The organism is Corynebacterium argentoratense DSM 44202 (assembly GCF_000590555.1).
In the GTDB taxonomy this organism is placed as follows: domain Bacteria; phylum Actinomycetota; class Actinomycetes; order Mycobacteriales; family Mycobacteriaceae; genus Corynebacterium; species Corynebacterium argentoratense.
In genome coordinates, this window is record NC_022198.1 from 346,219 (window position 1) to 366,568 (window position 20,350).

Here is a 20,350-nt window from a genome sequence, read left to right on the forward strand (position 1 = left end):
ACATCGCCGCGGGAGTCTATACGCTGTGAAGGGTGAATAACCCTTCGAAAGCGCCTTTGGCGGTCGTGACCGTCACCTATTCTCCAGGTGAGTACCTGGATGCCTTCGCCGCGTCTATACCAGAGGCAACCGAGCGGGATGTGCTGCTCGTGATGGCCGACAATGGTTCGGTTGATGGTTCCCCGGAAGCTGCCGAGCGCCGCTACCAGTGGGCTGAGTTCCTGCCGACGGGCGGCAACATTGGTTACGGTGCAGCTATTAACTGTGCGGTGCGTTCTTTGAAGCCTCGGGTCGAGCGGTGCGAAATTGACGGTGAGTTTTTCCTCATTTCCAACCCGGATGTGCTCTTTTCCCCCGGAAGCATTGATGCGCTTATTGACGCCGCGTCGAGGCACCCGGGCGCCGCGTCTTTCGGCCCATATATTAAGGAAGAGGACGGCAGCGCGTATCCTTCGGCGCGCGCGGTGCCGACGTTGGGCAATGGTATCGGGCATGCGTTGTTGTCTGGGGTGTGGCCGTCGAATCCGTGGACTCGGGCGTACAAGGCTGACCAGGATATGACTGTGGAGCATGAGGCCGGATGGCTGTCGGGTTCCTGCTTGTTGGTGCGCTGGGATGCCTTTGAGGCGATAGGTGGTTTCGACGAGCGCTACTTCATGTACATGGAGGATGTTGATTTGGGGGATCGTTTCGGCCGCGCGGGTTGGTCGAATGTGTTTGTTCCTTCCTCTGTCATCGAGCACGCTAAGGGACATGTGGCTGGTGAGCATCCGGAGTTGATGCTGCCGGCGCACCATGAGAGCGCGTATCGTTTTCAGGCGGACCGCTACCCAGCCGTGTGGCACTTTCCCTTGAGGGCCGCGTTGTGGTTGGGTTTGAAGTGCCGCGCAACCTTGGCTGTTGCCTCTGCACGGCTTCGCAGGACTTTAAGGAGAAATTGAGATGGATATTGCATCGCGTACCGACGCTGTCATTTTGGTCGGCGGGAAGGGCACGCGGCTGCGTCCGTTGACCGTGTCGACTCCGAAGCCGATGCTCCCGGTCGCTAACGCACCTTTTCTCAAGCACCTGCTTGGCCGCATTAAGGCTGCGGGGATTACCCACGTTGTGTTGGGTACGTCCTATCATGCTGAGGTTTTCGAAGAGTACTTCGGCGATGGTTCCGAACTCGGCCTCGAGATTGAGTATGTCGTTGAGGAAACTGCGCTGGGCACGGGCGGGGCGATCCGGAACGTGTATGACCGTTTGCGTAACGACAACGTGATGGTCTTTAACGGTGATGTGCTTGGGGGCACGGATCTGTCGAAGGTGCTCGCTACCCATGAGGAAAAGCAGGCGGATGTGACCTTGCATTTGGTTCGGGTGCCTGATGCGCGCGCGTTTGGTTGCGTGCCGACTGATTGTGATGGCCGCGTTATTGAGTTTTTGGAAAAGACGATGGATCCGCCGACCGATCAGATTAATGCTGGTTGCTACGTGTTCCGCCGTTCGATTATCGAGCAAATCCCTGCCCGTCGTGTGGTGAGTGTGGAACGCGAAGTGTTCCCGCGTCTTTTGGAAGAAGACGCCCGCGTGTTTGGCTATGTCGATAACGCGTATTGGCGTGACATGGGTACTCCGGAGGATTTCGTCCGGGGTAGCTCTGATTTGGTTCGGGGCATTGCGCCGTCTCCTCTGCTGGAGGGCCGCACGGGGGAGTGCCTTGTGGATGAGGCTGCCGGTGTGAAGGACGGCGTGTGGCTTCTGGGTGGTACGACGGTTGGTCGTGGCACGGAGATCGGTGCGGGTTGTCGTATTGATGACTCTGTCATTTTTGACGGCGTGACGGTTGAGCCCGGCGCCTACATCAAGGATTCGATTATTTCTTCTGGTGTGCACATTGGCGCTAACGCGCGAATTGTTGACGCCGTGATCGGTGAAGGTGCGCAGATTGGTGCGCGCTGCGAGTTGCGCAACGGGATGCGCGTGTGGCCCGGGGTTGTCATTCCGGACGCAGGTATTCGTTTTAGTACCGACGCTTAAGCTCAGACGGCGGCTCGTTGTTGCTTTCGCATGCGACTATCGGTTTGCCAATGGCTGCCCTAACAGGTGTGGTTCAATGAGCCGCATCTGTATCTTGATTTTTTATCCAGGGGCGCCACTATATGTAGTGCCCCTGCTTTTACCCCCGGTCGGCAGGGGTGCCTGCGAGGGGAAGTGGAAAAAAGTTTCTCTTGGGGCTTGTGTGATTGCTGTGAACTCAGTGCGGTGGCATTTCCCCAGGTTTTGGGGAAGATTGTCTTTTTTTCTTGACGTGTCACCCTCTGGGGGTGTGTAATCACATTTGTGTAACAGAGCTGGTTTATATGTAGACTGGCTCCACTAGATGTTGATAAACCTATCGTTGATATTTTCCGCCCGCCCGATCGGCATGTGGTCAAGGATTCGGTAGAGACTGGGTTTCCCGGCTAGGAGCGAGGAGCGTTCGTGGAAGACTTTGCAAACGACGCGTCTCTCCGTAGTGCACGCACTACTGGAGGTGTGGCCAGAATGGACGCATTGTTCCAGGCTGTCGAGCAAGAGTGGCAGGAATATGCACTCTGCGCTCAAACAGATCCAGAGGCTTTCTTCCCAGAAAAGGGCGGCTCCACCCGCGAAGCCAAGCGCATTTGCCAAGCCTGCTCGGTTCGCGATGAATGCCTGGAGTATGCACTACTCAACGATGAGCGTTTCGGAATCTGGGGCGGGCTTTCTGAGCGTGAGCGCCGCCGCTTGAAAAAGCAGATTTCTTAAAATTAAACCCGCAGTCACTGCGGGTTTTTCTATATCTTCACCAGGTATTGGGCCGGCCCGGTGGGGGCTAGAAGCGCTCAAAATCGGGGTCGATGACGCTCGGGTCAACGTTAAGATATGTCGCCGCAAGGGATGTCAATACATAGGCCAATAACTCGGCGCGTTCCTTTGAATCGGCGCACCGCTGCTCTATAGGCTGCCGGAAGACAACCAAACGTGCACGCGTGGGCTTACCGCGATGGTCGACACCAGCCGGGATAACGCGTCCCAATGGCACCGGGCCGTCAGAGATTACCTCTTCGGGATAGATCTCCATGAAGCGCATGCGGGGGATCAAATCCACTGCGACGTCAATAGATTCCAGCTGCTGCGGAAATTTCCGAGCGATCGGGCCGTAAGCCTCCAGCACCGCGGCGTCAAAAAGATCGCTTCGGCTTTTATATATCGGCACGGTTTGGGGCAAGACCGGACCCCGGACACCATGGCGATTTCTCATGGCCTCAAGGTTAAACCGGTAACCGGTGGGGGCAGTGTTCGGCGCGCCGAATGCAGACTCTCAACTTCAGGTCTAGACTTGGCGGACGTGAGTCAATTCCGACGTTGTTCCCGCCCCGGCTGCGGCAAACCCGCCGTAGCGACGCTCACCTACGCCTATGCCGAATCCACAGCAGTGGTCGGCCCCCTGGCTGCGACAAGCGAACCCCATAGCTGGGACCTTTGCGAGCATCACGCCGAAAAAATTACAGCCCCCCTTGGATGGGAGCTTCTACGAGTAGACGACATCACCATCGACGACGATGACGATGACCTCACGGCGCTAGCAAAGGCAGTACGCGAAGCCGTACGTCACCCCAGTGGTTTGGTCGCCGACAGCCCCGCAACCGAGTACCGCAGTAGCCACCCCGCGCACAATGCGAAACAAGGCACAGATCGCAACGCCACCAAAGACGCGAGCCAGCGCTCCGGCAAGGGCGAACGCGGCCACCTGCGCTTGGTGTCTTCGGACGAGGATTAAACAACCTCGCCACAACCTACTAGGCTAGTGGGGTCAATCGTCCCATATTTGAGGAGAATAATGCGCACTCGCGAATCCGTCGAGGCCGTCATTAAGGCTTACGACGTCCGTGGTGTCGTCGGCGAAGATGGTTTTGACGCCGACTTCATGCGTGAAACCGGAGCGGCCTTCGGCCGTCTCATGCGAACCGAAGGTGCCCGCGTCGTCGCGGTGGGCCACGATATGCGCGATTCCTCGCCTCAGCTGTCCGCAGCCTTCGGCGAGGGCGTAGCAAGCCAAGGGCTGGATGTTATTGCCCTCGGCCTCACATCCACCGACGAGCTCTACTACGCAAGTGGTGTGCTGGAGTGCCCCGGCGCCATGTTCACCGCTAGCCACAACCCTGCGAAATACAACGGGATCAAAATGTGCCGCTCAGGTGCCCGCCCCGTCGGCCAAGACAGTGGTTTGAAGACCATCATCGACGACCTAGTCCAGGGCGTGGAGCCCTACGGGTCCACCCCAGGCACCATCGAGGACCGCGACATGCTCGGCAGCTACGCCGAGTACTTGCGCGAGCTGGTCGACCTGCGCAACATCCGCCCGTTGAAGGTCGCCGTGGACGCAGGCAACGGCATGGCCGGCTTGACTGTTCCGGAAGTCTTCAAGGGCCTGCCCATTGAGATCGTCGACCTGTACTTCGAGCTTGACGGTAACTTCCCGAACCACGAAGCCAACCCGTTGGAGCCCTCCAACCTGGTTGATCTTCAGCGCTTTGTCGTCGAGCAAAAAGCAGACATTGGCCTGGCCTTTGATGGTGACGCCGATCGTTGCTTCGTCGTCGATGAACGCGGCGAGGCCGTCAGCCCCTCCGCTGTGTGCGCCATCGTCGCCGAACGCTACTTGGCTGATAATCCGGGTGCAACCATCATCCACAATCTGATCACATCCAAGGCCGTGCCCGAGCTCATCGCCGAAAAGGGCGGCACCGCTGTGCGAACCCGCGTCGGTCACTCCTTCATCAAGGCACAGATGGCCGAAACCGGTGCTGTGTTTGGCGGCGAGCACTCTGCCCACTATTACTTCAGCGAGTTCTTCAACGCGGATTCCGGCATGCTGGCCGCTTTGCACGTCCTAGCTGCCTTGGGTAGCCAGGAACAGCCGCTCAGCGTCATGATGAAAGATTACGAACGCTACGTTGCATCCGGCGAGCTTAATTCTCGCCTGGCCAGCGCAGAGGCTGGTGCAGAGCGCACCCAGGCCGTGCTTGATGCATTTGCCGACCGCATCGAGTCCACAGACACCCTCGACGGCGTCACGGTGGATCTGAAGGGCACGCCCGCTTGGTTCAACATTCGTGCCTCCAACACCGAACCGCTACTGCGCCTCAATGTTGAAGGCGAAACATCTGAGCAGGTTGATGCTCTCGTCGAAGAGATTCTGGGCATCATCCGCGCCTAAATACATCACAAAGGTTAAGACACACATGCAGTTGCTCACTGGTATTGTCCGCAATTACCCGTGGGGCTCCCGCACAGCTTTGGCACGCTTGCGTGGGGCAGAACCCACTGACCAGCGCGAAGCAGAAATGTGGTTCGGGGCGCATCCCCTTGCTCCTTCACTGGTGGGGGAGCGCACGCTGATCGATGTCATCGCTGACGACCCCACTCATAGTCTGGGGAACACTGCCGATCAGGGCCAGGGATTGCCATTCTTGCTTAAGCTGCTCGCTGCCGATGAGGTGTTGTCCCTGCAGGCGCACCCTTCCCGTGAACAGGCGAAAGAGGGCTATGCCCGTGAAAACGAGGCAGGTATTGCCCTCAACGCACCGCACCGCAACTACAAAGACGACAATCACAAACCCGAGTTGATCGTTGCTCTAAGCGAGTTCGAGGCGATGGCGGGGTTCCGTCCAGTGCCGTTGACTAATGAACTGTTTGATGTGCTGGCGTGCCCCGAGCTGGAGCGTTATCGTTCCCTGCTGCCGGATGCTCCCGCGGATTCGGTAGCACAGGGTTCGGGCGACAATGTTCGGGCGTTGTTTACCACGTGGATCACTATCCCACCTGCGGCCCGTGTTGAGCTGATCAGTGCTGTGGTGGCTAGTGCGCGTGCGGTGCTTGATGATTCTTCGAGGGAAGTCCCACAGTGGATGCGCGAGGCCTTAAGCAACATCGTTGAGCTCAATGAGATGTATCCCGGGGACGTGGGTGTCCTGGGTGCGTTGCTGCTGAACAAGTTGACCTTGCAGCCCGGCGAGGCTTTGTATTTGGATGCCGGCAACCTGCACGCGTACGTGCGGGGCTTGGGCGTTGAGATCATGGCGAATTCGGACAACGTGTTGCGCGGCGGGTTGACGTCCAAGCATGTTGACGTGCCGGAGTTGGTGAAGGTGCTGAACTTCGACACTTTGGAGGATGCCCGTTTGGCGGGGGAAGAGTCCGTGGTGGAGGGTGCCCGTGTCGTCCGCTACCCGGTTCCGATCGATGAGTTTGCGCTGACACGCGTGGAGCTTGATGGCCGCTGGGAGGTACCTACGGGTACTCCGACGATCATCGTGTGCACTGAGGGCACTGTGAAGGCTGATGACGCCGCGACGGTTCTGGACCTGCGTGCCGGTGAGGCCGCATGGATTCCTGCTGGAAACGCACAGGTTGTGCTCGAGGGCAGCGGACAGTTGTTTGTTGCAACACATGCCTAAAATGGCCTGTTTCTAGCAATACGTTAAAGGTTGGTCGGGGCCACACAGTGGGGTGGCCCCGACCAACCTTTTTGCTATCTAGCGCTGGATGCTTAGGCGTCGTCGCTCGCGGTGCCGGTCGAATCCTCAGTCGTTGAGTCATCGTCGGTGAAGGAGAGCTCGACTACAACCTCGTCGTCAACATCTACGGCATCCGCAGTGTCTACAGTGTCGAGCTCTGTGTCGGCGTCAGCGGAATCAGACTCCTCAGTATCTACAGTATCGACAGTATCTACTGCTTCAGCATCGGTGTCTGTGTCCTCAGCGCTTGCGGTATCCTCGACCTCTGCAGTGTCGAGGGTGTCGGCATCCGCGAGTGTGTCTACAGCGTCAGGCAGCGCTCCGGTGTCATCCGGGGTCATGTCTACATCTTCCCACGGATCCAAAGCATCAAAGTTGAGCAAAGAGACAGGGTTTTCGGAATTATAGCCGCTTTGCATGATCTCGATGGGTTCGCCATATTCATTGGTGCGCATGAGCATCCACAGGCCGGTGTCCGTCACTCGCACAATTTGAACGCCACCGTAGTAGACGTTGGTTTCCAACGCGGCGTTGGAGTTCAGGATGTTCATGAACTCCTGCCAGCGTGAGGGGGCTGCCGGAGTATCCGTGCCAGGGGTGGAGCGAGGCGGACGGCGATGAGAAGCGGTTTCGGTGGTGCTCTCCTTGGTCGTCGTGCGCTCCCGCGCAGTTGAGGCACGTCCAGCGCCTACCGAGGGGGCCACTCGAGCAGCGCTTTCACGCAACAGCGGGGGTTGGAATTCCTGGTTGGCACTGAAGGCCCGCGAGGGAGATGTGGTGGAGCTCTGCGCAGACGCGTTCGGAGGCATCAGCGGGTCTGAGGACGGCGAGCTCTCCTTCGAGGTTATGGTGAACCCTGAGCGAACAGCGACATCGATGTGATAATCCTCCGCTGACGGTGCGGCGTCATTATTCATTGAAGAAAATGCGATGCCGCCGGCGACGGCAGACCCAGCTGCCGCGCACGATAATAAGATGCCAATGTTGGACTTCATGGTCGGTACTGCTGCAGGTCCTTTCCCTGTAAGTCGCTTGGTGAAACTGAGGCAGCGAATATCTGTGAATATCTAGGTGGCCGATGTGGATCAAGTGGTTCGTGCTCATGTGGACGTCGAAAAGGCGTACCCTGGTTGTGAAAGCCAGGAAGCGGCCCGAAAGATCACACACAATCCTAAGAGAATTATTAAAAAACCTTAGAATCGGTGTGGTCTTCCGTGAAGTCCATACCGGCTAAGAAGAGTAACACTCAAACAGGCCAAAAGAAAGCGAAAGAGAGCAGCTCAATGGGAGCGTGGGACGACATCATTTTCCGACAGGAATTCACGGTAGATTTCCTTGACGAAATCGACAGTCTCGACCCTGACGATCAGGTGGAAGCCATCGGCGATGCCTGCACGCTAGCGCAGGGTCTTAGTGGCGGTGACCTCAGCGGCGATGAGGACTATGTGCGGGGACTATGCGCCGCGACGATCGCCGCCATTTGGGCAGGTGCGCCCTATAGTGCTGGCGACGTCGTTGAGGAGTACCCCTTCATTCGGACGCTTATCGGTCACGGCGATGAGGTGCTGAACGAGGCTGCACTTGAGCTACTGGAAAACGTTGACATGGACGTCGATATCGAGGCATACATCGAAGCCCTGAGCTAAGGGTTCCCACGAGGCCTCTCAGCAGCTTGTCAACCCGCATTATCTAAGAAACTTTAAGAAAACTTAAAGTTTCTTCAGTTTGTTGGCAGCTGTCGCACTCCCTATGCCGGTGGGCCGCTTCGCACAATTACAATCGATCGAGAAGCTTGCTACAAGCGCCACAACCAATCCCTAAGGAGACCCCTGTGCCCCACGGTACGCAGAACAGCACCAACACCGACGCCTTCACTGATTTTCGGGTCGCGGACTTGAGCCTGGCTGACGCCGGCCGGCACCAGATCCGCCTCGCCGAATACGAAATGCCAGGCCTCATGGAGCTGCGCCGCGAATACGCCGAGGAGCAGCCGCTCAAAGGTGCCCGTATTGCAGGCTCCATCCACATGACCGTCCAGACGGCCGTACTTATCGAAACCCTCACCGCACTGGGCGCAGACGTGCGCTGGGCCTCCTGCAACATTTTCTCCACCCAAGACGAGGCCGCCGCAGCAGTTGTCGTCGGTGACGGCACCGTCGAGCAACCCAATGGTGTGCCGGTCTTCGCGTGGAAGGGCGAAACCCTCGACGAGTATTGGTGGTGTCTCGACCAGATTTTTAGCTGGGGCGCAGATGCTGAAGGCAACGAGATCCTGCCCAACATGATCCTCGACGACGGTGGCGATGCCACCATGGCCGTCATCCGCGGGCGCCAATACGAAAACGACCGCCGCGTACCCGAGGCCACCGCCGATAGCTCCGACGAACACATCGCCTTCCTTGGCATGCTGCGCGAGGTCCTCGAACGCGAACCCGGCCGCTGGGGTCGCATCGCAGAAGCCGTCCGCGGCGTCACCGAAGAAACCACCACCGGCGTGCACCGCCTCTACCACTTCGCTGAGGAAGGCACCCTGCCCTTCCCCGCTATGAACGTCAACGACGCCGTCACCAAGTCCAAGTTCGACAACAAATACGGCACCCGCCACTCCCTCATCGACGGCATCAACCGCGCCACCGATATGCTCATGGGCGGCAAGAGCGTCCTCATCTGCGGTTACGGCGATGTTGGCAAGGGCTGTGCCGAAGCCATGGCCGGCCAAGGCGCCCGCGTCAAGGTCACTGAAGCAGACCCCATCAACGCCCTCCAAGCACTCATGGACGGCTTCCCCGTCGTCCACGTCGATGACGCTATCGCCGACGCCGACATCGTCATCACCGCCACCGGCAACCTGGGCATCATCACATTCGAGCAGATGCTGAAGATGAAAGACCACGCCGTGCTCGGCAACATTGGCCATTTCGACAACGAAATCGACATGCACTCCCTGCTGCACCGCGACGACGTCCAGCGCGTGCATATCAAACCACAGGTCGACGAGTTCATCCTTCCCAACGGCACCGCCATCATCGTCCTGTCCGAAGGCCGCCTGCTGAACCTGGGCAACGCCACCGGCCACCCCAGCTTCGTCATGTCCACCTCCTTCGCGGATCAGACGATCGCCCAAATCGAACTGTTCAACAACCACGCCAACTACGACAAGCAGGTCTATCGTCTGCCCAAGATCCTCGACGAAAAGGTCGCGCGTATCCATGTCGAAGCACTCGGCGGCACCCTCACCGAACTGACCAAGGAACAAGCCGAATACATTGGCGTCGACGTCGCTGGCCCTTACAAGCCAGAGCACTACCGCTACTAAACATGATCATCGCAATTGAAGGAATTGACGGCGCCGGTAAAAACACCCTGGTGCGTGCGCTGACGGGACTCATCGATCGGCCAGTGATCGTTCAAGCGTTCCCCAGGTATGGCACGCTGCACGCTGACCTCGCCGCCGACGCACTCAAGCACAAGCTTGGTGACACCGTCGAGTCCATCCACGCGATGGCATTACTGTTCGCCCTCGACCGCTACGGGTACAAAGACACCCTGCTGTCTTACGCACCCGGTGGCACGCACGAACACGATGTGCTTTTGCTCGACCGATACGTTGCAAGCAACGCCGCCTACACAGCAGCACGGCTCGACAGCGTCGAAGGGCAGCACTTCGTCGCAGACCTGGAGTTCGGCCGCTTCGGCCTGCCCGCACCTGACCTGACTATCCTCCTAGGCACCGATGCTGATCTGGCTGCCCAGCGCGCACAACGCCGGGCAGAAGCCGACACGAGCAGAGCTCTCGACGCCTACGAAAGCGACAGTAGCCTGCAGGAACGCACCTTGGATGCCTACCGCAGGCTAGCTGACGACAACTGGCACGGGCCCTGGATGAGCGCACACCCCGACACCGACCCCCGCGACGTCGCTGCGTACATCGCCCAGCTTTAGTCGGCCGCACGAACCGACCAGGAGATCACTCCATCTCCTGGCCAATCTGGGCAGCCAACCGCGACGCTTCCTGACTGCCCAACGCTGCGGCCTCCTCAGCAGCGGTGTGAGCCTGGCGGAGCTCCCCACGCGCCCGGTACATGTGTGAAAGGCCCATCCAACTATCGATCACCTCAGCGCGATCGCCCAACTCGGTGAAGGCCGTAATGGCAGCACGCTGAGCATCCGCTGCGGAAATGTGCTGATTCATCACAAAAAACTGCACCGCACGATCCCGCAACCAATCGGCTTCCAGCCACTGCGGACTCCGCTCAAACACATCCACATAGGTGAGCAGATGCACCCGCTGCTGTTCCATCACCTCGTCCAAAGTCGAGGCATGCTCAGCGTGGCCAGCCCTCACCGCCTCGGCGAGATCATTGCCGTAGCGACTGCGCACAGAAGCAAGGGTGCGAACAGCATCCCTAACTTCGGGGGAGCGCGACTGCTCCGAAGCATCAGGGCCCCCGGCAGTGCCATGCTGCTTCAGCACCTCACGCAACCGCTCCACAGACATCTGCACGCAACGATGACGGCACCGAACCGCATCCTCATACATCATTGCCTGGTTGTAACCCGACGCGGCGTCATCAAAATGACGGGCAGCAGCAGCGCGCGCCTCCTGGCGAACCTCATCACTCGCATCCGCCAAAGCCACGTGCTCAAAAGCCAACACCGCGGCCTTTTCCAAACTACGAGCCGCCGTCCCATGCTGGTCCACGGAGGCGCTAGCAGCAGCAACGCACACATTCAACGCCGCAGCAACGGGCATTGCGACCGCAGGGTAACTAGCGCCGAACAACCGCTCCAACGCATCAAGACCATTGTTCGCGACCTCCGCAGCCTCCCAAAAACGCCGCAAACCCAACAAGTCATCAGCCAAGCGGGCAGCAATCTGAGCCTGGATCAACGGCGCCCCCAACGCCGCGGCCACATTGATCGCCTCGCGATGCGCCTCAACAGCCTCCTCCGGATAACCAGCAGATGACGCCGCGATCGCCAACGTCCCACACGCGGACAAACGCACCCCAATCGGATCGATGGAATCCATCCGGGTGGCCTGATCCGCCAACGTGGCAGCCTCAACCAACTCGCCCGCCTCCAGATGCTTGTCCGAGCGCGCAAGCAGCTCAAACGCAGGATCGACCTGGGCGAACTCCGGAGGAAGCGCACTAGCAGCCACATCCACATCAACCTGACGCGCCTCAATCAACTCCGCCGCCTCACGCTGCTCTGCAAGGACACCGAACACCGTGTACTCGTCGCATTTATGGACCGCATTAATAGCGGCATCCCGGACTTTCAACTCCGCCAGCGATAAGTCATCCCATGGACCACGGAAACGCAATGGCACCTTCGCGGGCTCATCATCAACCGCGGCGTCATCCTCAACAGATTCGGGCGAATCATCAACAATCAACGCACCCGACATACCCAATCCACGAGCCTGAGGATCAAACACCCCCGACACATCGATCACACCATCAGACGAAGCTACATCCCGGATCTCGGGCAGTTCATCAGGAGTTGGAAGCGTCAAAGCCTCCAGTACTCGACGCCGATGCACACCCGGATTCGGATGACCCGGACGCGCATCGAACAAATCAGCCAGATCCAAGGCCAGGTCCTTAAACCACTGCCCAGCCACCCGCACTGTTGGTTGCGGTACATCGGGACGCACGCACCACGGCAAAGAGCTACCGGGAAGCGTCACGTTGAGAACCTGATCCTGCTCAGCCTCCGGAATGCACGCAAGCAACACCGCGGCATCCGCCGCAGCATCCATCAGAGAATCAGCACTATCAACCTCCGACCACCACGGAAGATGACGCAGCAAAATACCCACCCCGCGCTCAAGCCTCTCCGGTCGCAACAAGCCCGACAAACCCAAATAACGATAATGCAAAGCCAACTGATCAAAATCAGCAGAACTCTGCTGAAAACGACGATACGAACGGCAATGCGCAGCCCACGCGCGACCATCGTGGCCCTGCATAAACCACGGCTCCATCATCAACGACAGAGTTTCCTCCGGGTTGCGATCGCAGGCATTGTCCGCATTCGCCAAGGACAACTCACCCGCAACCACCGCGGCGTCAACATCATCCATGCGCAACGCATACATCATGTCGAATGCAGGCTCGCAGCCAGCACAATCCGACAACTCGCCACGAGCAGCCGCCTTCCAGCGCGCATGGAACTCCTTATAGCCCTCCTCGTCGCCCATATCCCACGCATAGGAAGCCCGCCGGTAATAGTAAGGGCGCAAACTTACCCCCTGCGCCACATAAAACTCCCTCATCGACTCCAGCAGCATCTCCCACTGCTCGCAGGAAACAGAAGGCAGACCCCGCACCGCCGACAAAGCATACTTAAAATCCCAGCCGAAACTACTCAGCTGTTCATCGTTAAACACCTCCGGCTTCGAGCGATACAACGCATCCAACTGCACAAACGGTGCCAAGCTGCGGTCCGTACGCCCACCCATCGTGTACGCCAACACAAGCTGCAGCAACGCCTCCACCGTCGAAGGATCATCGGCCTCGTCCTGAGCGGCAGTCACCGCCTGCGCCCACGCAGCCGAGCACGCCGGACCAAAAGGCAACATGTGCGCCTTATCGAACAACTCCTGTAGCTGCGGGCTACGCCCCGGACCAGTGACCATCACAACACCTTCTTCAACATCATTGGCGGCCGGCCACACTGTCGCCAGGCCCAACCCGCTTACTTCAATGCACGACTAATCAACGTGCTGAACACACTCGTCGACCACGAACGCGCCTGACTATCCATCGGATGACGCCCAGCCAACAACGCCTGCACATACAAGCCACGCACAGCACTGTCCAACACCTCAGGACGGTCCACAGCACCCGCCATCTCAAACACAACCGGCGAATGGGCATTAAACACCAACTGCGGCGAGCTCACCCCAGCCTGCGGGGAACGCTGCGAAGCAGCAGACTCCACCAACGCAGCCAAAGGCGATGATGACGCCGCGGCGTCCCCCTCCACCCGAGCCCCCGCGACGTCACCATCTGGCAAAAACAGCACAGGCAACGTCCCTGGCTCAAAACGACGCACCGACATCTCAACATTCTGACCAGCCAAAGCCTTCGAGGCCGCATCAACAAAAGGCATCAACTCGGCCTCCTCATCCGGAGGCAAGGACGACAACACGCCCAACAATTCACTCGGACGCAACGCGGTAAAACGCACCTGCGGATAGTCTAAAGCCAGCTGGCCTATGAGCTCTTGATCAAACGCGAACCCCGCATTGAGCACACACACCTCATTGGCGGCAGCAATCGGCTCGATCGTGCGGAACTGATCATCCGTACTTACATAGCGAACACCGCCATAAGCATCGATGATTTCCCCAATGGTCATCGCACCCAGCGTCGTCATAAACGGAACGGTGCGGCACAACAATTCCCGCGTCGGCCGATCAGTCAACGCCAAAGACTTCAACCCATTAATATGCAGCGCAGTAAAGGCCTTGAACATCGCAGGCTCCTGCGCCGCCAACTGGGTCAACCACACACGAATATGTTCGCCGATCGCCTGGCGGGTGAACTCCACAAGATCGTCATCAAAAAGATCCTCGCGACTGGCCGTGGGCTTCAAAAACTCCGCATTGCCAACAACGCGCACAAAATACGCCCAATCCGGCAACAAACTCTTCACCGAAGACCCCAGTAACATCCGCCGCAGATACACCTGATGGCGCATCACATGCCCAGGATTAGCCCCCGACTCCAACACATAAGCCACGCCCTTAAAACCCGCCTCCGGAACATCCAAAGGGATCGCAGCGAAAGGCATAAAACCAAAATTTTCCGCGCACCACGTCGCCTGCGCACGACTCGCAGGTGCCATCTCCCACGGAGGACGCTGCAACGCCAGGTGCTCAACCTCCGAGCCTCCCTCAAGAGTCACGTCAACCTCTAGGAAACGCCCATAAGATGTAATGACGTCGCGCAAAGCCGCAAGGCTGAACAACTGCTCGTCCGGGAAACCCTCCAGCACAATCGCCGTGCCCCCACCCGACAACGCGGACTCAATGTGCGCTGGAGCAGCGACCGACGCGCCGTCATCAATCGTCCACGTGCCGTCCGAAGAACCAACCCAGCGGACAATGCCCCCACGCCCCGGCTCAGCAGCACGGACGCTAGAGCTAAACACCTCGATCGATGGCGAAACCATAAAACAGGACAACAAACCAATGCCGAACTGGCCCAAAAAATCTGAACGGCTCAGACCAAACTCGTCCTTTTTCGACGAAGCGCCAATAGTCGACAGCAGAGACGCGGCCTCGTCGGCGGTCAAACCCACCCCAGAATCGATCACCGTTAAGGTGCGGCCAGACAGAAGAAAGCGAATCCGTGCCGGGCAATCCGGCTGCAGCTCACGACGCGCAGTAATCGCATCCACGCCGTTTTGCAGCAATTCGCGAATAAACACACGCGGACCCGAATACAGGTTGCGGGAGAGAAGCTCCACAACCCCCGACAAGTCCACACGAAAATTAGAGGACATTAACCCTCCGACTCGGACTGCTCTTCGCCAAACACAGCCCGTGGGAAGCCAAAAGCCTCAGAAAAGGAATCAATCGTCTGATCGAGCCCAGAAAGAATAGCTGCAAGATTAGTATCCAGCTGTTCATTCGTAGCGCCCCCGGCAGTAAGAACCGACACGTCAACCTGCAAAGCCACAATGTCATCCTCGGTGAGGATCGGCAAGGCAGTGCCAAACACAGCCTCGGCGTTCCAGGAGTTCGCCCAGCGTACAACCTCAGGGAAGCGATCCTTTGGCAAGTACTTGTCCACGGCGAAGGCCTCAGCCAAAATGAATGCGCCGTCGCCAACGAGCGACAGTTTCATCGGAAAACCGTTGAAGCCAGTGCCAATCTGGTCCTTGGACAAGTCATACGTGAAGTCAATACGGTCCAGGGCACCTGCGAGACGAGTAAGCGTGACAGGGGTAGGAGTGTCAGATGCCGCGTTTTTAAACCAAGCCATCGAAAAATCCTTCGTGTTAGATAAAAGGGGCTGAAACCGTGTTAATCGCTATTCAGCTGCGCTTATATGCTCTGGGAACCGTTCCGCCCAGCGTTCGGCGCATTGGGTGAAGCCAGCAAACGTCGCCTGAATCAATGACCTCAGTTGTTCAGTGGACAGCCCTTCGGCCACGGGGGAAGCGAACTCTAGTGCGATCGGCAATCCCTCGGGTGTCGGCGCATCAGCATCTGCTAAGCCAGCGTCCTCGAAATTAAGAACAATCGACTTGACCCACACGTGGTCTGAATTGCATTCCATGGCGAACATTAGGGCGTCGTCGAGCAGCTCTCGGGGAACCTCCCCGGAAAGGTAGGCATACGCACGAACAATGGTGTCTCGGACGTTAAACCAGGAGGAGAAAGCATCGAACGCGACTCGGATTTCACCATCATCGTCGACGCTGTATAGCAGCTCTGCTTCTTCCAGGAGTTTGATGATTCGTTGAGCTGTGGCCGCTGGTTGGTCCATTGCACTGTCCTTTCGGTGCGATCGCGAACCGTGACGAGACAACTAGGATCACGGACTGTGAGTGTGCTAACGATAGCACAGGCTAAGGTGCCTAACTCCTCGGTTTGCTGGGGTGTGCGGCCCAGCATGGCACTGCCGAATGCACGACAGCAGCCTCGCAGTCGATAAATGTGCAAAGATAGAGGCCATGAGTCCGAAACTATTGGTAGTTGATGACGATCCCGCGATCTCCGAAATGCTGACGCTTGTCCTGCAATCAGAGGGCTTCGAGACCGTCGCGATCACCGATGGTGCTGAAGCGGTCGCTGCAGCAGAACGGGAACAACCCGACCTCATCCTGCTGGACCTCATGCTTCCCGGAATGAACGGCATCGATATTTGCCGCGAAATCCGCAAAACCTCCTTCGTCCCGATCGTCATGTTGACAGCAAAAACTGACACTGTTGACGTGGTTTTGGGGTTGGAATCCGGAGCAGACGATTACGTCAACAAGCCGTTCAAGCCCAAGGAACTCATCGCGCGCATTCGCGCACGTCTGCGTCGCATCGAGGAAACCCCCAGCGAACTGATCGAACTTGGCGAACTGACCATCGACGTTCCTGGGCATATCGTTAAGCGTGACGGTAAAGAAATCCCCCTCACGCCTCTCGAATTTGATCTGCTGCTGCACCTGGCTCGCAAACCCAACCAAGTATTCAGCCGCGAAGAGCTCCTGGAAAAGGTCTGGGGATACCGCCACGCATCAGACACACGCCTGGTCAACGTTCACGTCCAACGCTTGCGCGCGAAATTGGAACGCGACCCGGAAAACCCACAGATCGTGCTGACCGTCCGTGGACTGGGCTACAAGACGGTTCGCGCCTAAGCGACGCGACGTCTAGCGACCCACATCTTTAACGTGTGAGCAAAACACAGTGTTGAGTTTCTTCCGACGCATCCGCCATCTGATTGAGCGGCTGGGCCACCGGGCATCCCACGCATGGCGTACCTCGCTGCAAGTCCGGGTGATTGGCACCATCGTGTCCGCATCGCTGACGGTGGTGCTCATCCTCGGGTTTGCGATGATCAGTATCGTCGCCCAGCGCCTAGCGGACTCCAAACTGGACATCGCTAATTCCGAAATCGACCGCGCGCGTCAAACTGTGCAGGAACAGATCAACGCCACGGACTCATCTAACTCTGTTCGTGTGCGGCTTAACTCTGCCCGTGCCGCATTGACCAACAAAGCAGCCACGGGGCCCGAAGCGGGTGCAGTATTCGAGCCTGTGCTGTTGGTTGACCAAAATGGGCGGATCACCACATCCCCCGACGGCTACCGCATCCCGGAACAATTGCGGCATTTTGTTTCCCAGGGGCAGATCTCCTACATGTACACCACCATCAACCGAGCCGAAGACAACTCGGTCAAAGCCTTGATTATCGGAACGCCAACGGAATCAGAAATAGCTGGCCTGCAGTTGTATTTGGTGTTGCCTTTGGAAAATGAAGAAGCCACCATGCGACTGATGCGTGGCCTACTGTCTACTGGTGGAGTAGTGCTGGTGGTCTTGCTCGTGGGCATCGCCTGGTTGCTCACACAACAGGTGACGGTCCCTGTGCGCAGCGCGAGCCGTATCGCGCAGCGATTCGCTGCCGGTCACCTCCGGGAACGCATGTTGGTTGAGGGCGAAGACGAAATGGCTCGCCTTGCCATGAGTTTCAACGCGATGGCCGAAAGCCTATCCAAGCAGATCCGGCAGCTGGAAGACTACGGCAACCTCCAGCGCCAATTTACCTCGGACGTATCCCACGAGCTGCGCACGCCCCTGACCACGGTGCGCATGGCAGCTGACATGATCGCCGATAACAAAGATGAACTCGACCCCTACACGGCGCGAGCGTCCGAACTGATGGTTCGCGAACTCGACCGTTTCGAATCCCTGTTGGCAGACCTGCTCGAAATTTCCAGGCATGACGCCGGCATGGCCGACCTATCCGAAGAAAGCATCGACGCCCGCAACGTGCTCAGCTCCGCCTGGCAACAAACTGAGCACCTGGCTGAAGAACTTGGAGTCGCCGTCGAATTCACAGTGCCGGAACAACCCGTCACACTCGTTGGCGATGCACGCAGAATCGAGCGCATCCTGCGTAACCTTTTGGCCAACGCCATCGACCACAGCGAAGCCAAGCCCGTCGAGGTGACACTGGCCAGTAGTGATGACGCCGTGGCGGTCACCGTTGCAGACCATGGCGTGGGCCTCAAACCGGGACAAGAAGACTTGGTGTTTAACCGTTTCTGGCGCGCCGACCCTTCCCGCAAGCGGCATTCTGGCGGAACAGGGTTGGGGCTGGCCATTTCCCACGAAGACGCAGCCCTACACGGTGGGTTCGTTGATGCAATCGGCGAACCAGGTGTGGGCTCGATGTTCCGACTGGTGCTTCCCATTACTCCGGGAGCAGCCATCGGAACGGTGCCCCTGGAACTTATGGTTCCACCAGCCGTGCCACCCAACACCGAGGACCGTAGCGCCCCCACGGGAGGACAATCATGACCGGCCGCCGCACCCTAGCACTAGTCGCAGCAAGCACACTGGCACTCAGCAGCTGCACAAGCCTGCCCAGCTACACCGAGCCTCAAGCCTTACGCAGCTTTGTGCGCTCCACCCCAACGGAAGAAGCCATTGCGCCCGTAGCCGGGCAGGAACCCGACCTGCTGCTGCGAGACTTCTTCGCGGCCTCCGGCAAACCGATCCAAAACCACCAAGCGGCCCGCGCCTTCCTGACGCCGGACGCTGCGCGGCGCTGGGACGACGCGGCGTCAACACTGATTTTGGATCGTATTGACCTCAACGCTAAAGCCGGAGCGACCCAGAATGCGATCAGCTATGTGGTGCGGGGGACCGTCGTCGGGGCGCTCGGACCCGGTGGTGTGTTCAGCCCCGACCACGGTGATTTCGAGGCGGAAATCCAGCTCAGCAAGGTGGATGGGGAGTGGCGCATCGATTCTTTGCCCGCCGGCACCGTGTTTGAGCGCGTCGAGTTACGCAACAACTACAGCCCCGAAGAACTGTTCTTCTTCGATCCGAACCAGAAGATGCTCGTGCGGGACCGCCGGTGGATCTACAAGGGGCAAAAATCCATGGACACTTCGCTGCTGTCCCTGCTGGTGGAGGGCCCCAAGGGGCCTATTGCTGCGGGCGTCACCACCGAGGTGCCCGTCGGTGCAACCTTCGCAGGTAACGACAAAGGTGTGTATCGCTTCAATGGTTTCGCCGATCTTAGTTCTGAAGAACGCCACCGTTTTGCCGCACAGGTACTGTGGACTTTGGCGAAGTCTGGGACGCAAGGACCCTACAACATTGAACTCGACGGCACTCCCTTGGATCCGCAGGCTCCCGTGCTGACCATTGATGACGTCGCGGAATACAACCCCAACGCAACGTCCGGTTCCGTCAGCCCCTTGTACGCAGTGGGTAATGGTTCGCTGACCCTGGTGGATTCCTCCACCCTGACGCCCGTCGCGGGCACATTGGGAAGCTCGGGCAGAGTGGAGAGCGCCGATATTTCTGGTGATTACGTCGCGGGCGTGATTGTTGATGGTGAGGGCGCTGGGCGACAGTCAACGCTAGTGGCTGGCCCAGTCAATGGTTCGGTGGAAAGCGTGCTGCAGGCCAGGACACTGACTCAACCCAGTTTGGAAAGCCACGCGACTGCACTGTGGACGGTGCTCGACGGGCGCACGATCGCCAGGGTCGCCCGATCGACGTCGACGAATGAACTATCGCAATCAGAGGTTGACGCCACGAAGATTGAGGGGTTGCTGGAGCCGGATGGCGAAGGCGGCGAGGGATCGTCCATTAGCATGTTGAAGCTCAGTCCTACTGGTGTGCGTGCGGCGATGGTCATCGGCGGGAAAGTGTATTTGGCGGTGATTTCTCGCCCCGCGGCGGGGGAGAAGATGATCGCGAATATTATCGACATTGCTCCGTCGTTGGACAATACGGTGGTGTCGGTTGCCTGGCAGCTGGATGGGTCCCTGGTGGTGGGTACTGCTAACCAGGATGCGCCAATTTGGCGTGTGGAAACGGATGGATCTGCGGTGACGCAGCTGCCTTCCGGAAATATCACGGCACCTGTTGTTGCGGTTGCGGCGAGCGCTAACACGTTGTACGTCACGGATGCGCGATCTGTGTTGCAGCTTCCGATTAACAGTCCCACGACGGCGTTCTGGCGGGAGGTTCCGGCACTGCAGGGAGTCCGTGCGGTCCCTGTTGTGGGCAGCTAGGCTAAGTAGACGGCCAAGTAAACGGCTCAGTAGACAGTTGAAGGGGGGGA

General features: G+C 58.5%; 18 protein-coding genes. 12 read left to right on the forward strand and 6 right to left on the reverse strand.

Annotation, left to right across the window (positions count from 1 at the left end):
- The first annotated feature begins 32 nt into the window (after nt 1-32).
- The 3 genes from CARG_RS01715 (at nt 33) to CARG_RS01725 (ending at nt 2,772) form a co-directional block, all read left to right on the forward strand.
- Nucleotides 33-941 (forward strand): glycosyltransferase family 2 protein, encoded by a 909-nt coding sequence (locus tag CARG_RS01715; protein WP_041746893.1) that lies wholly within the window; start codon nt 33-35, stop codon nt 939-941.
- Nucleotide 942: 1 nt separating this feature from the next.
- Complete coding sequence (manB, locus tag CARG_RS01720) at nt 943-2,022, forward strand: mannose-1-phosphate guanylyltransferase (RefSeq protein WP_020975663.1); 1,080 nt, start codon at nt 943-945, stop codon at nt 2,020-2,022.
- A 444-nt stretch (nt 2,023-2,466) separates the two neighbouring features.
- The gene (locus CARG_RS01725; RefSeq protein WP_041746894.1) at nt 2,467-2,772 is read left to right on the forward strand and encodes a WhiB family transcriptional regulator; all 306 of its coding nucleotides are present in this window, start codon (nt 2,467-2,469) and stop codon (nt 2,770-2,772) included.
- A gap of 67 nt (nt 2,773-2,839) precedes the next feature.
- On the opposite strand, the gene CARG_RS01730 is transcribed toward CARG_RS01725, so the two are convergent.
- The gene (locus tag CARG_RS01730; RefSeq protein WP_041746895.1) at nt 2,840-3,268 is read right to left on the reverse strand and encodes a metallopeptidase family protein; all 429 of its coding nucleotides are present in this window, start codon (nt 3,266-3,268) and stop codon (nt 2,840-2,842) included.
- 87 nt (nt 3,269-3,355) lie between these two features.
- On the opposite strand from CARG_RS01730, the gene CARG_RS01735 reads away from it, so the two are divergent.
- From CARG_RS01735 to manA, 3 genes are read left to right on the forward strand one after another with little or no spacing between them, the layout of a single operon-like run.
- On the forward strand, nt 3,356-3,787 hold the full coding sequence (locus tag CARG_RS01735; RefSeq protein WP_041747265.1) for a DUF3499 domain-containing protein: 432 nt from the start codon (nt 3,356-3,358) through the stop codon (nt 3,785-3,787).
- A 60-nt stretch (nt 3,788-3,847) separates the two neighbouring features.
- On the forward strand, nt 3,848-5,227 hold the full coding sequence (locus CARG_RS01740; protein ID WP_020975667.1) for a phosphomannomutase/phosphoglucomutase: 1,380 nt from the start codon (nt 3,848-3,850) through the stop codon (nt 5,225-5,227).
- A 25-nt stretch (nt 5,228-5,252) separates the two neighbouring features.
- Nucleotides 5,253-6,467, forward strand: coding sequence for a mannose-6-phosphate isomerase, class I (manA, locus tag CARG_RS01745; protein WP_020975668.1), 1,215 nt, complete (start codon nt 5,253-5,255; stop codon nt 6,465-6,467).
- Nucleotides 6,468-6,559: 92 nt separating this feature from the next.
- On the opposite strand, the gene CARG_RS01750 is transcribed toward manA, so the two are convergent.
- The gene (locus CARG_RS01750; RefSeq protein ID WP_020975669.1) at nt 6,560-7,522 is read right to left on the reverse strand and encodes a hypothetical protein; all 963 of its coding nucleotides are present in this window, start codon (nt 7,520-7,522) and stop codon (nt 6,560-6,562) included.
- A 288-nt stretch (nt 7,523-7,810) separates the two neighbouring features.
- Between CARG_RS01750 and CARG_RS01755 the strand changes: the two genes are divergently transcribed.
- From CARG_RS01755 to CARG_RS01765, 3 genes are all read left to right on the forward strand, one after another.
- Nucleotides 7,811-8,173 carry a hypothetical protein gene (locus tag CARG_RS01755; RefSeq protein ID WP_020975670.1) on the forward strand — a complete coding sequence of 121 codons (363 nt, stop codon included), beginning with the start codon at nt 7,811-7,813 and terminating at the stop codon, nt 8,171-8,173.
- Between the two features lie 185 nt (nt 8,174-8,358).
- Nucleotides 8,359-9,843, forward strand: a complete 1,485-nt coding sequence (ahcY, locus tag CARG_RS01760; RefSeq protein ID WP_020975671.1) for an adenosylhomocysteinase — start codon at nt 8,359-8,361, stop codon at nt 9,841-9,843.
- 2 nt (nt 9,844-9,845) lie between these two features.
- A complete protein-coding gene (locus tag CARG_RS01765) occupies nt 9,846-10,469 on the forward strand; it encodes a dTMP kinase (RefSeq protein WP_020975672.1) in 624 nt (207 codons plus the stop codon).
- Nucleotides 10,470-10,494: 25 nt separating this feature from the next.
- On the opposite strand, the gene CARG_RS01770 is transcribed toward CARG_RS01765, so the two are convergent.
- From CARG_RS01770 to CARG_RS01785, 4 genes are read right to left on the reverse strand one after another with little or no spacing between them, the layout of a single operon-like run.
- On the reverse strand, nt 10,495-13,173 hold the full coding sequence (locus CARG_RS01770) for an ATP-binding protein (protein WP_169733185.1): 2,679 nt from the start codon (nt 13,171-13,173) through the stop codon (nt 10,495-10,497).
- A gap of 59 nt (nt 13,174-13,232) precedes the next feature.
- A complete protein-coding gene (locus tag CARG_RS01775; RefSeq protein ID WP_020975674.1) occupies nt 13,233-15,047 on the reverse strand; it encodes an HSP90 family protein in 1,815 nt (604 codons plus the stop codon).
- Nucleotides 15,047-15,529 carry a type III secretion system chaperone family protein gene (locus CARG_RS01780; protein WP_020975675.1) on the reverse strand — a complete coding sequence of 161 codons (483 nt, stop codon included), beginning with the start codon at nt 15,527-15,529 and terminating at the stop codon, nt 15,047-15,049. The genes CARG_RS01775 and CARG_RS01780 overlap by 1 nt, the downstream gene beginning before the upstream one ends.
- Nucleotides 15,530-15,577: 48 nt before the next feature.
- Nucleotides 15,578-16,036, reverse strand: a complete 459-nt coding sequence (locus tag CARG_RS01785) for a YbjN domain-containing protein (protein ID WP_020975676.1) — start codon at nt 16,034-16,036, stop codon at nt 15,578-15,580.
- Between the two features lie 187 nt (nt 16,037-16,223).
- On the opposite strand from CARG_RS01785, the gene mtrA reads away from it, so the two are divergent.
- The 3 genes from mtrA (at nt 16,224) to lpqB (ending at nt 20,300) form a co-directional block, all read left to right on the forward strand.
- Complete coding sequence (gene mtrA, locus CARG_RS01790) at nt 16,224-16,901, forward strand: MtrAB system response regulator MtrA (RefSeq protein WP_020975677.1); 678 nt, start codon at nt 16,224-16,226, stop codon at nt 16,899-16,901.
- A 91-nt stretch (nt 16,902-16,992) separates the two neighbouring features.
- A complete protein-coding gene (gene mtrB, locus CARG_RS01795; RefSeq protein ID WP_236620168.1) occupies nt 16,993-18,567 on the forward strand; it encodes an MtrAB system histidine kinase MtrB in 1,575 nt (524 codons plus the stop codon).
- On the forward strand, nt 18,564-20,300 hold the full coding sequence (gene lpqB, locus CARG_RS01800) for an MtrAB system accessory lipoprotein LpqB (RefSeq protein ID WP_020975679.1): 1,737 nt from the start codon (nt 18,564-18,566) through the stop codon (nt 20,298-20,300). Before mtrB ends, lpqB begins: the two co-directional genes overlap by 4 nt.
- Nucleotides 20,301-20,350 lie beyond the last annotated feature (50 nt).

Excerpts from the sequence above, each read along its gene's own strand:
- manB (WP_020975663.1), top strand. The coding sequence starts at position 943 with ATGGATATTGCATCGCGTACCGACGCTGTCATTTTGGTCGGCGGGAAG.
- CARG_RS01730 (WP_041746895.1), bottom strand. The coding sequence starts at position 3,268 with ATGAGAAATCGCCATGGTGTCCGGGGTCCGGTCTTGCCCCAAACCGTG.
- CARG_RS01740 (WP_020975667.1), top strand. The coding sequence starts at position 3,848 with ATGCGCACTCGCGAATCCGTCGAGGCCGTCATTAAGGCTTACGACGTC.
- manA (WP_020975668.1), top strand. The coding sequence starts at position 5,253 with ATGCAGTTGCTCACTGGTATTGTCCGCAATTACCCGTGGGGCTCCCGC.
- CARG_RS01750 (WP_020975669.1), bottom strand. The coding sequence starts at position 7,522 with ATGAAGTCCAACATTGGCATCTTATTATCGTGCGCGGCAGCTGGGTCT.
- CARG_RS01755 (WP_020975670.1), top strand. The coding sequence starts at position 7,811 with ATGGGAGCGTGGGACGACATCATTTTCCGACAGGAATTCACGGTAGAT.
- CARG_RS01765 (WP_020975672.1), top strand. The coding sequence starts at position 9,846 with ATGATCATCGCAATTGAAGGAATTGACGGCGCCGGTAAAAACACCCTG.
- CARG_RS01770 (WP_169733185.1), bottom strand. The coding sequence starts at position 13,173 with ATGGTCACTGGTCCGGGGCGTAGCCCGCAGCTACAGGAGTTGTTCGAT.
- CARG_RS01775 (WP_020975674.1), bottom strand. The coding sequence starts at position 15,047 with ATGTCCTCTAATTTTCGTGTGGACTTGTCGGGGGTTGTGGAGCTTCTC.
- CARG_RS01780 (WP_020975675.1), bottom strand. The coding sequence starts at position 15,529 with ATGGCTTGGTTTAAAAACGCGGCATCTGACACTCCTACCCCTGTCACG.
- CARG_RS01785 (WP_020975676.1), bottom strand. The coding sequence starts at position 16,036 with ATGGACCAACCAGCGGCCACAGCTCAACGAATCATCAAACTCCTGGAA.
- mtrA (WP_020975677.1), top strand. The coding sequence starts at position 16,224 with ATGAGTCCGAAACTATTGGTAGTTGATGACGATCCCGCGATCTCCGAA.
- lpqB (WP_020975679.1), top strand. The coding sequence starts at position 18,564 with ATGACCGGCCGCCGCACCCTAGCACTAGTCGCAGCAAGCACACTGGCA.